General features: G+C 64.0%; 13 protein-coding genes. 4 read left to right on the top strand and 9 right to left on the bottom strand.

Going from position 1 to position 14,322, the window contains the following annotated elements; translation table 11 throughout:
- Positions 1-48: 48 nt before the first annotated feature.
- The 6 genes from ACWEPG_RS02480 to ACWEPG_RS02455 all read right to left on the bottom strand — a co-directional run bounded on the left by ACWEPG_RS02480 (position 49) and on the right by ACWEPG_RS02455 (position 6,662).
- Complete coding sequence (locus tag ACWEPG_RS02480) at positions 49-1,053, bottom strand: alpha/beta fold hydrolase (RefSeq protein WP_450113166.1); 1,005 nt, start codon at positions 1,051-1,053, stop codon at positions 49-51.
- Positions 1,054-1,091: 38 nt separating this feature from the next.
- Positions 1,092-1,604: a flavin reductase family protein gene (locus ACWEPG_RS02475; protein ID WP_450113165.1), complete on the bottom strand. Its 513-nt coding sequence runs from the start codon at positions 1,602-1,604 to the stop codon at positions 1,092-1,094.
- 6 nt (positions 1,605-1,610) lie between these two features.
- Positions 1,611-2,741 carry an acyl-CoA dehydrogenase family protein gene (locus ACWEPG_RS02470; RefSeq protein ID WP_452593800.1) on the bottom strand — a complete coding sequence of 377 codons (1,131 nt, stop codon included), beginning with the start codon at positions 2,739-2,741 and terminating at the stop codon, positions 1,611-1,613.
- A gap of 315 nt (positions 2,742-3,056) precedes the next feature.
- Positions 3,057-4,055 (bottom strand): PDR/VanB family oxidoreductase, encoded by a 999-nt coding sequence (locus ACWEPG_RS02465; RefSeq protein WP_452593799.1) that lies wholly within the window; start codon positions 4,053-4,055, stop codon positions 3,057-3,059.
- 62 nt (positions 4,056-4,117) lie between these two features.
- Positions 4,118-5,293, bottom strand: coding sequence for a cytochrome P450 (locus ACWEPG_RS02460; RefSeq protein ID WP_450113162.1), 1,176 nt, complete (start codon positions 5,291-5,293; stop codon positions 4,118-4,120).
- Between the two features lie 358 nt (positions 5,294-5,651).
- A complete protein-coding gene (locus ACWEPG_RS02455) occupies positions 5,652-6,662 on the bottom strand; it encodes an AraC-like ligand-binding domain-containing protein (protein ID WP_452593798.1) in 1,011 nt (336 codons plus the stop codon).
- A 148-nt stretch (positions 6,663-6,810) separates the two neighbouring features.
- On the opposite strand from ACWEPG_RS02455, the gene ACWEPG_RS02450 reads away from it, so the two are divergent.
- Positions 6,811-7,512 carry a GntR family transcriptional regulator gene (locus ACWEPG_RS02450; RefSeq protein ID WP_452593797.1) on the top strand — a complete coding sequence of 234 codons (702 nt, stop codon included), beginning with the start codon at positions 6,811-6,813 and terminating at the stop codon, positions 7,510-7,512.
- Between the two features lie 116 nt (positions 7,513-7,628).
- Here the strand turns inward: ACWEPG_RS02450 and ACWEPG_RS02445 are convergent, their stop codons facing one another.
- From ACWEPG_RS02445 to ACWEPG_RS02435, 3 genes are all read right to left on the bottom strand, one after another.
- Entirely contained in the window at positions 7,629-8,018 is a 390-nt protein-coding gene (locus ACWEPG_RS02445; protein ID WP_452593796.1) for a RidA family protein, read from the bottom strand.
- A 58-nt stretch (positions 8,019-8,076) separates the two neighbouring features.
- On the bottom strand, positions 8,077-9,453 hold the full coding sequence (locus ACWEPG_RS02440) for an MmgE/PrpD family protein (protein ID WP_452593795.1): 1,377 nt from the start codon (positions 9,451-9,453) through the stop codon (positions 8,077-8,079).
- A gap of 81 nt (positions 9,454-9,534) precedes the next feature.
- On the bottom strand, positions 9,535-10,875 hold the full coding sequence (locus tag ACWEPG_RS02435; RefSeq protein WP_452593794.1) for an MFS transporter: 1,341 nt from the start codon (positions 10,873-10,875) through the stop codon (positions 9,535-9,537).
- Positions 10,876-11,328: 453 nt separating this feature from the next.
- Between ACWEPG_RS02435 and ACWEPG_RS02430 the strand changes: the two genes are divergently transcribed.
- The 3 genes from ACWEPG_RS02430 to ACWEPG_RS02420 all read left to right on the top strand — a co-directional run bounded on the left by ACWEPG_RS02430 (position 11,329) and on the right by ACWEPG_RS02420 (position 14,287).
- Positions 11,329-12,225, top strand: coding sequence for a VOC family protein (locus tag ACWEPG_RS02430; protein WP_452593793.1), 897 nt, complete (start codon positions 11,329-11,331; stop codon positions 12,223-12,225).
- 76 nt (positions 12,226-12,301) lie between these two features.
- Positions 12,302-13,309, top strand: coding sequence for a fumarylacetoacetate hydrolase family protein (locus tag ACWEPG_RS02425; protein WP_452593792.1), 1,008 nt, complete (start codon positions 12,302-12,304; stop codon positions 13,307-13,309).
- Positions 13,310-13,336: 27 nt separating this feature from the next.
- On the top strand, positions 13,337-14,287 hold the full coding sequence (locus tag ACWEPG_RS02420) for a fumarylacetoacetate hydrolase family protein (RefSeq protein ID WP_452593791.1): 951 nt from the start codon (positions 13,337-13,339) through the stop codon (positions 14,285-14,287).
- Positions 14,288-14,322: the final 35 nt, after the last annotated feature.

Below are 14,322 nucleotides of genomic sequence, written 5' to 3'. Positions count from 1 at the left end.
TCCAGGGTTATTCGTGACGAGGTTCGGTCGGAGGCGTACCGGTGAGCACTACTGCTCGAGGGAGCCGATCCAGTCGATGACCGGAACGACCGTCTCGGCGGCATTCGCCTCGAAGATGAGTCCGTGCCCATTGCCCACGATTCCGAGCTCACCGAGATCGATGTAATGCCCCTTGGCGCCAGTGGCATTGAGATGTTCGACGATCACCGGTGCGGAATCCCTGAATACAGAGGCGGTTCCGGCGAAGACTGCGACCGGCTTGTCGGTGAACGCGGCGATGGCCAGTTCGGAGGCGTCCGCGGCCTGTACCTCCGCCGGTGTCGTGAACCCTGCCTCGTAGCTCACCGGCGCGGCCGTCAGACCCCAGTCGAGCGAGCCGATTCCCGGGAAGTCGACGAACGCCGGCCCCAGTGGCTCGACAGCCGCGATCCCGACGACGAGTTCGGGCGCGCGATCGGTCACGAGCCAGCCCGCAGGCGCTCCGGCCGAATGTGTGACGAGGACCGACGGTCCGATCAGCTCGAGCAACTTCACCAGTCTGGAGGCGTCCATGTCCTGGGAGTCGGCGAGGTCTGCGGGAAGCGGACCGCCCGATGCGACGAGTTGATCGAGCTCGAGCGAGCCGGCCTCACGGCCGAACGGCCACTGGGTTTGGGTGTCGGCGCGTTCCGGCGGCGCAAAGAGCGACAGCGCGACTTCGTAGGGAGCCGCCGGCCCCATCCGGCCCACGATGTCCGGGTGGAACGGCGAACGTCCGTGTCCGGGGCGGTCCACGACGTACGTGGTGTAACCGGCCGCGACGAAGTGCGCCGCCCACCCCGGCTTGCCGTCGACCGTGCCCAGCCAATCCGTCCCCTGACCGCCCCCGCCGTGCACGAGCACCACGGGGTGGGGCCGCGTGACTTTCTCGGGGGATTCCCAAGCCACGTACATCGGGCCGCGTTGGACTGTTCCGAACGGCACGGTGACGGTCTCGCCGGGGATCCAGAACTGTCCGCGACGGGAGGTGACAAGGGGTGCATCGGCGACGTGCGACCGACTCAAAGCAGACATGACAAGTCCTTTTCCGAAGAGATGAGTATCGGTACCCCTCAGGCGAGGGAGGTTTCGCGCCCGAGCGTGTGCCAGCAGCGGTTGTGGTAAACGAGCGGGCGGAGCGTCGAGACTTCCGAGTCCGGGAGACCGATGTCGGTGATCTCGAGGACCACGACGGTGGCCTCACCTGCCTGCATCCGGCTCGTGATGCGTCCCCGCAGCCATGCCGGAACCCCGCGGAGGACGGGTTCGCCGGTACCGAGGCGGTGCCAGCGGTCGCGATCGGCGAAGCGGTCGATACCACCGGTTGCGAATGTCTTTGCGAGCGTGAGTTGGTCCGCTCCGAGCATGTGCACCACGAGGGAGTCGGCACGCAGCAGATGGGGTGTCGCCGACGCGTGTCCGGACAGGGAGAGAACCAGTATCGCCGGATCGGCGGACACCGAGATCACCGAGGACGCGGTCAGGCCGACCGGCCCATCACCCGGATCTGCCGTGACAACGGCGACTCCGGCGGGATGGTGGCGAAAGGCTTCCTTGAAGCGGTCAGCTATCGGCAGCGGATTCATGTCGGCCTACTCGTCCACGAGCGAGATCATCGCCCAGCGGGTCTTCGGCGCGAGACCAGCGAGGCGACGACCGCAGTTCTGCAGGATGATTGGTCCGGAGGTGATGTGCTGCGTTCCGGCGTGCACGTCTCGGAACAGTCGCTGTAGTGTGCCTGCACGCAACGCGGTCGTGCCTGCCCATTTGTAGACGGTGGCGGTGATGTCCTCGAGGGTCCAGGTGATGTGGTTCAGCGCCAGCTTGGTCCAGGTCTCCTGATCGACGTCGAGAAGCTCACCCCTGTCGAGGACACCCTCGTTCGTTGCCCAGGTCTGGAAAACCAGAGCACAGGCAGCGTGGAACTTTGCTTCGGCTTCGGCGAACGCTGCGTGGAACTGATCCGTGTCCACCACGGCGCCGGGGTTTCCGGTGCGTGTCCGGGCGTACGCGCGCATCTCGTCGAGAATGCGGCGCCCGACCCCGATAGCCCAGCCGGCGTGGCAGATGCCGGACATGTTTGCCAGGCCGAGTCGATAGATGGTGCCGCCGTTGAGATTGTCCTGAATCGTGGCCAGGTAGGTGTTCTCTTCGGGAACGAAGACATCGTCGATGACGTAGTCGATGCTTCCCGTGGCGCGAAGGCCCATGACGTCCCAGTTGTCGACCAGGGTGGCCTGCTCCTTGGGAAGATTGAAGATGCGAGGCTCACCGGTCTGCTCGACAACTGCAGCGGTGTGGATGTGGGTGGCCTGATGCATCCCGGAGGCGAACTGCCACGAACCGGAGAGCCGGTAGCCACCTTCGACTTTGACGGCCTTCCCCATACGACTTCCCTGACCGGCGAACAATGCGAACTCGCCGTTCTCCGGGAAATACCGGCGTGCAGCGTCGGCATCGATCCAGCCGGCCAGCGTCCCGGTTTCCATCTGCACGGCCATTACCGACCAACCGGTGGAGGCGTCCGCATAGGACAGTCTGGCGATCGTTTCCAACAGCTGACGAGGGGAGAACTCGTAACCCCCCAGGTCGGAGGGAACGCCGATCTTGTACACCCCCGCGTTACGCAGTGCGTGCTCGACCTCCGGGACGAGCCGGCCTGCAGTCTCATTGGCCTCGGCGCTGTCCCGCAGCAGCGGGGAGATCTGATCGATCCGTTCCATGAGCGCGTCGAATTCGCCACTGATGTGCAGTCGTGACGAGTCGGCCGCTCGTGTCACGGTGGGGTCGGCGTCGACGGCGGTACGTGAAGTCATGGCTCGATCTCCTTTGAATCGAAGGGGGCTGTTTGAGATGCAATTCACACGATAGGAAAGACGGAATCAGTTCGATGCCGGGAGAGCGCACGACCCTCTCGTGTCCGTGCACAGAGATCCGTGGACGGATTGCCGTCATGTATGTGGCCCAAAGACCTTGGTGAACAGCCTATTACGTGACGATGGCTTCCGCTGGCCACACCTGGTCGCGGGGCTTGTCGCTCACAGGTCCAGCACAAGGCGTGTGCATGCCGCGCGCGACACACAGATCATCATGAGCTCGCCTTCCCGACGTTCCGATGCGGTCAACACGGAGTCACGGTGGTCGATCTCCCCCTCAAGGACCCCGGTTTCGCAGGTACCACACGTACCTTCTTCGCATGACGCGTCGGCGGGATAGCCCTTCTGCCGAAGGACGTCGAGTATCGATTCCCCCGGTGCGACAGCGAGCACCTCGCCGGTCGATTCGATCTTCACCTCGAACGGTTCATCCGTTTGTTGATCCTGGAGTTCGGGCGCTCGGAACCGTTCGATGCGGAGCCGGTCGAGACCGCTGGGGATGCACAACCTTTCGACGGCATCGAGGAGCGGTTCGGGGCCACAGCAGTACACGAGCGTGTGTTCGTCGAGTCCGGCGTGTTCGCCGAGTGCGGACTCGAGATCGATGTCACCGTGTGTGTCCCGCGGGTGAAGAGTCACGCGCGCTTCGTGCTCGGAGAGAAGTTGGTCGGCGAACGCCATGCATTGCCGCTGCCGCCCTCCGTACACCAGGTGCCACTGCGCGCCGGAGCTCGATGCCGTCGAGAGCATCGGGAGCAATGGGGTGATGCCGATGCCGCCGGCGATGAAGAGGTAACGGGCGGCCGGTTCGAGTCGGAAGTGGTTGCGAGGACCTCGCACGCGTACTCGGCTGCCGCGCATGAGATGGTCGTGGACGAACTTCGAACCACCCCGTCCGGCTTCTTCCCGAAGAATCGCGACCTTCCACGAGCTCTGATCACCCGGGTCTCCACACAACGAGTACTGCCGGGTGAGGCCCTCGGTCAACTCGAGTTCGATATGCGCCCCCGGCTCCCAGGGAGGGAGGGCTTCGCCGTCTTCCCGCTGCAGTGTCAAGGTGATCACTCCGAGAGCTGCGGATTCTCGTTCGCAAACCATCATGTCGAGATCCACGCTCAAACCGGGTGATTCCACCGATTCCATCTTCTGTGTTCCGTGCATTGCTCGTTCCGTTTCTCGGCATGGAGGTCGAGGTCGCCCTCGAGGAGAGTTCTATGCGTCAGTCACGAATGCAGAGTGATCGACATGGACTCGATGCCGCGCAGGATGTTGTTCAACCGCCAGACGGGCTCGGAGACCTCGAAACTCTCGACTCGATCTGCCAGTGCCGTGAAGAGGACCCGTGCTTCGAGCTTGGCCAGTCCCTGCCCTACGCAGCGGTGAATTCCGCTGCCGAAGCCGAAATGACCGGAGGTGTCCCGGGTGATGTCGAAGGTGTCGGGTGCTTCCCACCGGCGTTCGTCGCGGTTACCCGATGCGTAGCTGATGAAAACGCGGTCCCCCTTGCGCACGGTGGTTCCGCTGACGTCGACATCCTCGGTGACCAGTCGGGAGAAGCCGCGAGCAGGCGCCTCGAAACGCACCGATTCATCGACGATGTTGTCGATCAGCGAGCGGTCCTCACGCACCTTCCTCCACTGATCGGGGTTCTGTCCGAACTGCCACACCGCGGTGGAGAGAGAGTTGATCGTGGTGTCCATGGACGGCGCCAGGAAGTCGACCAGCAGGGAGGGCAACCCTTCTTCGGGAATTGAATTCTCGCGTGCCTTGGCCAACATGTCCGACCACCAGCCGTCCGAGTTCATTCCTCCCTCGTGCGTCAACCGGGTCACGTACGCGAGCAGATCCTGCAGAACTGCGAAACCTGCCTCGGCGCGGGCGTTGAGTGGGCCGGCCGTCTCGAAACTTCCTGCAGCCCAGGACAGTAGCTTGTCTCGATCATCTGGCGGGCAACCGAGCAGATCCGGGACGACCGAGAGAGGGAACCGGGTCGAGAAGTCGGCGACGGCGTCGAATGTCTTCTTCTGGACGAGTTCGTCGACCAGTTCGTTCGCGAGGCGCTGGAGTTCCGGTTCGAGGTCGCGGAGGGACCGCGGTGTCAGGCGGGCGCCCAGAACTCTGCGGAGAACGGGGTGAGTCGGTGGCTCCGAGACCAGGACACCTCCCTGGACGGAGTTCGCCAGGTCGTTGAGGTTGATCCCGTGCGCGGACGAGAACACCGCGTGATCCTGAAGGGCATTGTGGACGTCGGCCCATCGGGTGATTGCCCAGCAATCATGGCGCCTCATCCAGACGGCGCCGCCCATATCCCGCAGCCGGCGGTAGGCATCGTGGGGGTCGAGGATGACCTCGTCCGAGAACAGGTCGATATCGCTTTCGTCGATCGTCCGAGCGGTCACGGTGGTCCCTTTCGCATCAAGCTCAGTTGGGTCGAGACCGAACGTTAGACGTGATGTGGATCACCTTGTCTCGTCTGAGTGCACGCCGGTGTCGTATCCGTGCACAGGTTCACGGGCTCGCGTCGAACGTGACAGTGCATCGCCGGCCTTGACGGCCGAGTGACGGGCGCGACATGCCGAGCGGGTGTGTGTATGTGGTTGCGCCACTGTCCCGTCCGGCGGTATCGGTGATTCGATACGGCTGATTGCGTGTGGGCACAATGAATCCCGACAGGAGATGCGGGCACCTCTGCGTTCCGAGCGTGGACTCGCAGCATCAGCGGGCTCGGGGCTCGCTGCCGATCGGCAGTCCCCTACTTCATCGGGAGCGAGATCGCGTCCGGTACGCCGGCGTGTGCGTGTCCCTGAAGTCCCTTGGGGACAGTCCTGTGTCGAGCTTGAAGAGGTGCCCGAAGTGGGAACTCGAAGGGAAGCCCCATTTACGAGCGATTGCGGAGATCGACAAGTGCTTCAGCCGAGGATCCGCCAAGTCGGCCTTGCAGTTCTCCAGACGTCGCTCGCGAACCCAGGTGGACATGCTGACATCTGTTGCCTGGAACAGGTAGTGCAGTTGGCGAACGGAGATGTAGTGGGCGGCTGCTACTTCTTTGGGATTCAGATCGGCATCGCTGAGATGAGCATCGATGTAGTCCTTGATCTGGGCGATGCCGCCGTCCCGTGGATGGCAAGAAGCGTGAAGCAGTGGGTCGACGGACGAGAGCATCGCTTCGACCAGGTCCAAGACTCCGCGGACCATCTTGTACTGGTTGGAAGGCTCGATCGTGTCGATCTTGTTGTTCAGGGTGAGCAACATCGAACACACGGCGGATGCGACACCCTGGTCTGCTCGGACCGTGCGGGCCGTCAGGTTTGCCAGGTTCTCTCGTGGGTAGTTCAGCAGCTGATTGGGGAATTTCACCCCCACGCCACGGAAGTTGTCGCTGGCCTCCACCGTGACCGGTTGACCGGAATCGATGAAGCAGAGCTGTCCGGGTTCCAGGATGCCCGTCCGTCCGCCCTGGGTGACTCGAAACTCGCCGGACACCTGCAGGACCGCAAGATAACTCGAGTGATCGGTCGAGTTGACCCTTGCGCGATTGCGATAGGCCGCGTGCTCGTCGCTACAGACGACTTCGGTGAACTCGATTCCGGCGAACGATCGTGACGTGACCGTTGCTGCAAACGATTCCGGCCGGGAGATCTCGACTTCGCAGTCGAACAACGACGTCGACAGCGCTTGTCCCCAAGTGTCGGAATCCAGGGCGCCTCGCTGGTGCTCGCTGCGGTGTGACGCCAGGGCGTCAGGTGACGATCCGACCCGGACGGACATACGAGCGCCAACCTTCCCGACGTAGCGACACGACACAGGGCGTGTGACATGCACCACAAGTTGTACCTTGAGTGGTCGGCGCGCGCAACAAAATTTCAAAATTATGGTCAACAGTCGTAATTTGGGCCGCACCCGCTAGTATGCCGATGTGCCCACCGTGAAACGGACTCGAGCCGAGGTGCTCTTCGACGCGATCCGCAACGAGGTGCTCTCGGCTCGCATTCCCCCCGGGACGAAGTTGAAGCTCGCCGACTTCGGCGAGCGTTTCGATGTGAGTCTGGCGCTCGTGCGCGAAGTCATGGGTCGGCTGGCTGAGCAAGGTCTGCTTCAGGCCAATCCGCAACGCGGATTCAGCATGCTCCCGCTTTCGGTCGACGACCTACTCGAGCTCACTCATGCACGCGTCATGATCGAGACCGCAACCTTGCGGGAGTCCATCGCTCGAGGCGACTTGACGTGGGAGGCGGCTCTGGTGGCTGCGCATCACCAGTTGGCGGGCACGGAGATGTACGTGGGTGACACAATCAGCCCGGACTTCGAGTCGGCGCACCGCACGTTCCATGCCGCGTTGCTCGCGGGAAGCGGTAACTCTCACCTCGAATCGATCGCGCAGTCCCTGCGCGATCGTACTGAGCTGTACCGGTACTGGTCTCAATTCCTCGGGAACGGGAACACTCGGGACGTCGCGTGCGAGCACCGCCGCATCGCCGAACTGACCATCGCTCGGAAGGCCGACGAGGCGTCGGATGCGCTGGAACAGCACATCCGACGCACGACGGACGTACTCGTCGAGTACGCACGCGGGTGCGAAGTCGGGTCCGCATCTGTCGCTGCTCACTCGTCGACGTAAGTGGCGGTGTCCATCCAGGCACTCGAACCACTGGTCCCACGAAGGCCGATGTGCTCTTCCGCTCCGAATATCAGGGTGGAAGAACACATCGGTCCATGCGGGCAGGTCGCTTCGGGTCAGCCTTCTCCCAGGACCGCCATGATCTCCAGCTGGATCTGCTGTGGTTCAGGAAGATCGATGCGCAGTGTGTGCCGGGCCGGGCGGCTGGTCTCGTCGGGAAACATCGCCACCCAGTGCTTGTCGATGATGGGACGGATGGACTTGTCGCGGACGAACACGGTGCACTTGACGACGTCCTCCACGCGTCCGCCCGCGGCCTCGACGGTACGGCGAAGGTTGGCGAAGACGAGTTCCACCTGTGCCTCGGTGTCGGTCGGCACGTTGTTCGTCTCGGGGTCTAGTGCCACGATGCCGCCGGACACGAGAAGGTTGCCGACCACGCAGGCCTGAGGGATCGGCAGGCCACCGTGATGCAATCCGGGCACATCTATCGATCGACGGGACATGGTGCCTTGGTCCTTTCGGTGGGGATTGTTGGATGTCGGGGTGCCGCACTCGGTGCGGTCATCGTGTCGCTGGTTGCGCGTGGACCAGCTGCACAATGAGTCCGTTGACGTCATCGAGCTCCTCGAGATGCCCCAAGGCTGAGACCAGTTCGTCGTTCCGAGCCGACGACGCCGACTGGGGCGCGGCCGACAGGCAGTCTCGCAGCCGCATCTCGTGGTCTTCGGTTGTGAGGGAGTTTCCGGGAAATCCGGGAGGAGCGTCGATGGCGTAGTCGAGGATCTCGCCGTTCGTAGCGTGAACGGTCAATCGGGTTGCGCCGGGGCCGTGTTCGTCCAAACGCGGATCGGCATGGACGGCGATTCGGTGGATCATGTCCTGGATGTCCGTGGTGGTGACCGCGCCCGGTGTGAAGTGCCTCAGCCGCGAAGAGCCGTGGAGAAGTGCGCTTGCCACACAGTAGGCGGCGTTGAACTGTGCTGCAACTCTGGGGTTTTCGCCTGGGACGAAGGGGTGCCCGACGAGCCGATGCCCGTACGGGGTGACGGCCACGTCGATGTGCTTCACGATGCCGGGCCGTACACCGTCCGCGTAGGCGTGTAGTGCCAGTTCGGTGGGACCTTGGGTGAGTCCGCAGCTGGGGTACTTCTTGAAACCGGTGTCGGTGAGTGTCCAGCGGTTGCCCAGGTCGGCGGTGAATTGCGAGCCGGAGATTTCATCGCGAGCGTAGAGATGGGCATAGCCGTACAGTCCGTCGAGAAAGGCCGACGGCCCGGTCAATCCGGTGTGCGCCATCTGCGCGCAGGTCACGCCGCTTTCGGCGACCCACCCCTGAATGAGACGCACCGCGAGGGAGCCGTCGATGTTGCTCTGGAAGCTTCCGGCCGACTTGTTGAACGCCAGCCCGAGTGCGTGCCGCGTGTGATCGGGTGACAGACCCAGCAGCCGCGCAGCCGTTGCTGTGGCGGCCATCGGGCCGGCAATGCCTGTCGGGTCGAACCCGTCGTAGAGACGGTCCGGGAGGTTGAGGCGCGCACCGACCTCGGCGCCGACCGCCACCGCGGTGAGGAACTCGGCTCCGTCGACCCCGCCCCGGAGTTCGGCGCAGGCCAGCGCTGCGGGGACGAGTGCCGCACCGAGGTGAAGCCCCGGCACCAATGCGTCTTCGTAGTCCAGAGCTCGAGCCATGGTGGCATTGATCTGAGCGGCTGCGGCCGCAGGTAGACGATCGCCGTGTACGAGAACGGTTGCCTCCTCCCGGCCACCACGGGTGACGAGAAATTCGCGTAGCTGGGTGCAGCCGTCCTCTGCTGCGCCTGCCACCGTGGTCCCGATGTTGGTGCTCACCATCGTGGTGACCACGTGATGCGCTTCGGACGGCAGATCCGCGATCCGAACGCCGTGGATGAAGTCGATCAATTCGTTCTCAGCGGTCATGGATTCTCGGTCCTGGTTCTCGTCAACCCGGCCGACCAGGGTTGGCGGGCTGGTTCGTGGTCGGGGCTCCGGGCCGGTGTGTCAGGCGATGCTGGACGACGTGTGGGTGACGTCAGTGGCATCGGAGTTGGTGTCCGCGCTGCCCAGCGAGGATCCCGACGTCTCGGGAATGAGGTAGACGGCGACGAGACTGATCACTCCGATGCCGACGATCAGGGCGGCCACCGGGTAGCCGTTGCCGCCGGAGTTCGCAACGAGGGCAGATGCGGATAGGGGAACCAATCCGGCGCCGATCAGCGAACCGAGCTGGTAGGTCGTGGAAACACCGGTGTAGCGAAGGTGCGTGGGGAACAGTTCACTGAGCTGAATGGGAGCCACGGCGGTGATGCAGGTCATCACGAAGGTGATGTACAGCGCCAACGACACGATCAGGAGTGCGCCGTTGATCTGGTCGATGACCCAGAACAGCGGAAACGCGACGAGTGCCGTCATGACCGTGCCGAACATCAAGAGGGGGCGCCGCCCGACGCGGTCCGACAGCGACGCGAGGAAGGGGGTGGCGATCATGGATCCGATGGTGCCGAGCAGCACGGCGATCAGGACGGTGGACCGTTCGTGCCCGGCTCCGGTTGCGTAGGCGAGGACGTACACGCCGAAGATGCCCGTTCCGGCGACGCCGGCCACCAGGACCAGCGTTCCCAGAACGAGTTCCCGCGGATGGGTGCGGACGAGCTCGAGGATGGGCGCACGTGTCGGTGCCGCGGCTGCATTCTGCTCCTCGAACACCGGGCTCTCGGTGATCTTGTGCCGGACGAAGTAGCCGATTCCCAGCAGCGTGAAGCTGAGGACGAACGGAATACGCCATCCCCAGGACTGGAATTGATCCGCACTGAGCACCGTCGTCAACGCCAGAACAGAGGTCATGCCCAACGCGGAGCCCGCCGAGCTGCCCATCAGCGTGACGCTCGTGGTCAGACCGCGACGCTTACCGGCGGAGTGTTCTGCCGTCATCAGGACCGCTCCGCCGAACTCGCCGCCCAGCGCGAAGCCCTGCACCAATCGGAGCGTGACCAGCAGAAGTGGTGCTGCAGCGCCGATCTGGGCTTGTGTGGGCAGCAGTCCGATCAGGCCGCTGGAGATACCCATCATGACGAGGGTCAACAGGAGGATCGCCTTGCGCCCGATCCGGTCTCCGTAGTGGCCGAAGACGATCGCGCCGATCAGCCGTGACAGGTAACCCGCGGCAAGCGTCGCGAACGCTGCGATGGTGCCGACCAGGGGATCGAGGTTGTTGAAGAAGATCTGGTTGAACACCAGGGCGGCGACAGTGCCGTAGACGTAGAAGTCGAAGTACTCGATCGTCGTACCCAGGAAGCCCGAGAGCGCGACCCGCCTGGTCATGGCGGTGTTGTGGTCTGACATCCGATCTCCTTGAAGAGGACAGCGTTCGGCCCAGCCGGCAACGGCTGATGGAGGTGGGCAGCCGGACGGCGGGAATCGATGCGGCGGACCGGGTGGGCACCGGTCGCCGGCTGACCGTCCGGGGCGGGTGCGTAGTCGACCGCGCTGAAACATCCCGGCCGACCCGCATTCGAATTAGATATCTAACTTGTGAGTGATGTCTATCACATGAGCTTTGGCGATGACAAGAGTCTGCATTCGCAGTCTGTGTCGCGGCCGCAACAAATGTGAGACCCCTTGCCATTGCCGGCGGTGTGTGGTTTGCTTCACACATCACAGTTAGTGATCTAACTGTTAGTCATCTAACTTGGCCGTGAAGTCAAGAGTCCCAAGGTATTCCGTGACACCGGTGAAACCGCCCGGCGTGCGGACGGGGCACGATCTCGGCTCCTGAAGGAATGTAGGAGGTTCCGCATGACGGGGGTGAAAGCACTCGGCCATATCGGTGTCGACGCTGGGGACATCGACCTGTGGCGGCGATGGGGCAACGTGATCGGTGCCATGGTCGTCGACGACACCGGTGACTCGCTGGGACTCCGGATCGACACCGACGCCGGCGCGCGCATTCTGGTTCGCTCGTCGGAGCAGGACGCCTTCGCCTTCGCGGGATGGGAAGTCGACAGCGAAGCGGACCTGAAAGAGATCTGCGCCAGACTGGAGGCCGCAGGTGCGCAGCCGAAGGAGCGACCCGATCTGGCCGCCGAGCGGGGTGTCGTGGACCTGGTCAGATTCGTCGACCCTGACGGTTTCGTCGCCGAGTTGTACTGGGGCCGTATGAGCCACGTCAGGGATCGATTTCTCTCGCCCCACGGTGTCGACTTCGCCGTCGGCGATCTGGGGATCGGCCACCTCGTGCTCGGTGTGACGGACTTCCGCCGCACGATGTCCTTCTACGCCGACGTCCTCGGCATGGTGGTCACCGAGACCATGAACATCGGCGGCAACCGGGTTGCGATGGTGCGGTGCAACCCGCGCCACCACAGCCTGGCGTTCGCGGAGGTTCCGTACGCGAAGCCGCGAGTCCTGCACTACGCACTCGAAGTCGAGCGCCTCGATGCGCTGGGGGCCATCCGGGACCGGCTTCTCGACGCGGGGTTCCCGATCTCTCGCGACCTCGGTCGACACCCCGGCGACGGCGTCATCTCGTTCTACCAGCCGATGGGTGACGCATTCGAAGTCGAACTGGCATGGGGCACAACCCGAATCGACGAAGACACCTGGCCCCAGCTCCGGCACGACCGCCCCTACTGGTCCTGGGGGCACCGCCCGATGGCCGGCGCCGCCACTGCCTTGGGCTCCGACGTGCACTGAGAGCCCCCGACTCCCCACGGCGTCCACCCGACCCGACCACCACCGAGTAACAACACAACTATCGAAGGACGGCAACATGAGACTCGCTTCTGTCACCCTTGCGGGAACCGATCACGTCGTGGTCGCTGTTCCGGAGCAGGACCGCGTGGTCACGCTCACCGATCTGTACGCCAACGCCGGCCTCGGTGATGCCCCCGCCACCGTCAAGGCGCTGCTCAAGGCGGGCGCCGACGAATGGGCCAAAGTCGAGCAGGCCTTCCGGGGAATCGCCGATGCGTCGTCGGTGAGCCTGGACGAGGTCACCTGGCTTCCGCCGGTCCCCGATGCCGGCAAGATTCTCTGTGCCGCGATGAACAACTCGCTGCTCACGCGCAACGCCCACGTCGACGCCGCCGCGCCGATGTTCTTCCTCAAGCCGCCGAGCTCGATGGTCGGCCACGGCGACAACATCGAGATCATCCCCGACGACTACGGGTTCACCTTTCCCGAACTCGAAGTCGGTGTGATCATCGGGCGCAAGGCCAAGAACATCTCCGAGGCCGAGGCGCTCGAGCACGTCGCCGGGTACACGATCGTCAACGACATCACCTCGCAGGGACTCAAGAGGGGCGACTCCATTGCCGTCGATGTCACCCGGCAGCAAGCCGACTCACCCGGCTACTCGGAGTACTTCGCGTGGCGCCGGGTCAACGGTCCCGAGGACCTGGCCGTCTACCTGACCTACCACAGCCGGTCCAAGGGAACCGACACCTTCGGCCCGATGGGTCCGTGGCTCGTCACGGCGGACGAGATCAGCAATCCCGATGAGCTGGCGGTCCGTGGCTATGCGGACGGTGAGCTGTTCGCCGAGGACTCCACCTCCGCCTACACCTTCCCCGTCGCCAAGCTCATCTCCTGGGCCAGCCGCTACTTCACCCTCGAACCGGGCGACATCATCCTCACCGGCACAGCCGCGAAGGGCAACGAGAAGTTCCCCCGCGGACACCACGAGATCGACATGAGCCGCATGACCCCGACCATCGACATCGAGATCGACGGCCTGGGTCGGCTGACGAACCGGGTCACCCACGTGGCCCGCGCCTGACCGTCACGGAAGGACAGGAGGTCGATCGTGAAGTTCGTGAGCTACATTTCCCCCTCGACCGGCTCGACAGCAGTCGGGGTGGTGCAGGCTGATCGGATCGTCGGTGATCCCGCGTCGACCAGCCTGCTCGAGCTGGTACAAACGTCGGATCTCGTCGTCGCCGGTGAGCGGATCCTCCAGGCGCACAACGAAATCGTCCCGCTGGGTGAAGCGCGTCTTCAGGCCCCGATCACGACGCCTCCGTCCTTCCGTGACTGCATGGGCTTCGAAGGGCATGTCGTCAACTGCAACAAGTGGCTCGACCGTCCCGTACCTGCGGTGTGGTACGAACAGCCCACCTTCTACTTCTCCAACCCACAGGCGATTCTAGGTCCCTACGACGACGTTCCGGTCGCGCCGGGATCGTCGATGTTCGACTTCGAGCTCGAGATCGCCGCCGTCGTCGGCACGACGGGTTCGAACCTGACACCCGAGCAGGCGGAAGAACGCATCGCCGGCTACATGGTGCTCTGCGACTGGAGCGCGCGCGATTTGCAGATGAGAGAGATGACCGGGTCGCTGGGCCCGGTCAAGGGCAAGGACACCGCCACGAGCGCCGGGCCATATCTGGTGACTCCGGACGAGCTGGCCGATCGATCTCGTGGTCTCGGCTACGACCTCACCGCCCGGGTCAGCGTCAACGGCACCGTTGTCGGGGAAGGGAACTGGGCGGACACCTACTGGTCTCTCGCGGACATGGTCGCCTACGCCTCCCGCGGCACCCAGGTTGTGCCCGGCGACGTCATCGGCGGCGGTACCGTGACGACCTGTTGCCTGTTCGAACACCTGGGGCTCGACGAAACGTCTTCACGGTGGCTCGCCCCCGGTGACGTCGTCAGCCTCGAGGTCGAACGTCTCGGGCGTATCGAAGCCGTCGTGGTTGCAGGACCGGAGCTCGTGCCGGTTCCGCCCCGCGGATCGCGGCTCGCCGACCGCTGATCCGCATCACCAGCAAAAACCAATTGCTACACACG

It is taken from the genome of Rhodococcus sp. NPDC004095 (genome assembly GCF_053604015.1).
Note: the sequence above shows the minus strand (reverse complement) of the source record. Positions and strands in the feature narration are given on the sequence as shown.

Bases quoted from the DNA above. Each gene is read 5' to 3' on its own strand.
- ACWEPG_RS02445 (WP_452593796.1), bottom strand. From the start codon at position 8,018: ATGTCCCGTCGATCGATAGATGTGCCCGGATTGCATCACGGTGGCCTG.
- ACWEPG_RS02470 (WP_452593800.1), bottom strand. From the start codon at position 2,741: ATGGAACGGATCGATCAGATCTCCCCGCTGCTGCGGGACAGCGCCGAG.
- ACWEPG_RS02430 (WP_452593793.1), top strand. From the start codon at position 11,329: ATGACGGGGGTGAAAGCACTCGGCCATATCGGTGTCGACGCTGGGGAC.
- ACWEPG_RS02475 (WP_450113165.1), bottom strand. From the start codon at position 1,604: ATGAATCCGCTGCCGATAGCTGACCGCTTCAAGGAAGCCTTTCGCCAC.
- ACWEPG_RS02440 (WP_452593795.1), bottom strand. From the start codon at position 9,453: ATGACCGCTGAGAACGAATTGATCGACTTCATCCACGGCGTTCGGATC.
- ACWEPG_RS02425 (WP_452593792.1), top strand. From the start codon at position 12,302: ATGAGACTCGCTTCTGTCACCCTTGCGGGAACCGATCACGTCGTGGTC.
- ACWEPG_RS02465 (WP_452593799.1), bottom strand. From the start codon at position 4,055: ATGCACGGAACACAGAAGATGGAATCGGTGGAATCACCCGGTTTGAGC.
- ACWEPG_RS02455 (WP_452593798.1), bottom strand. From the start codon at position 6,662: ATGTCCGTCCGGGTCGGATCGTCACCTGACGCCCTGGCGTCACACCGC.
- ACWEPG_RS02480 (WP_450113166.1), bottom strand. From the start codon at position 1,053: ATGTCTGCTTTGAGTCGGTCGCACGTCGCCGATGCACCCCTTGTCACC.
- ACWEPG_RS02435 (WP_452593794.1), bottom strand. From the start codon at position 10,875: ATGTCAGACCACAACACCGCCATGACCAGGCGGGTCGCGCTCTCGGGC.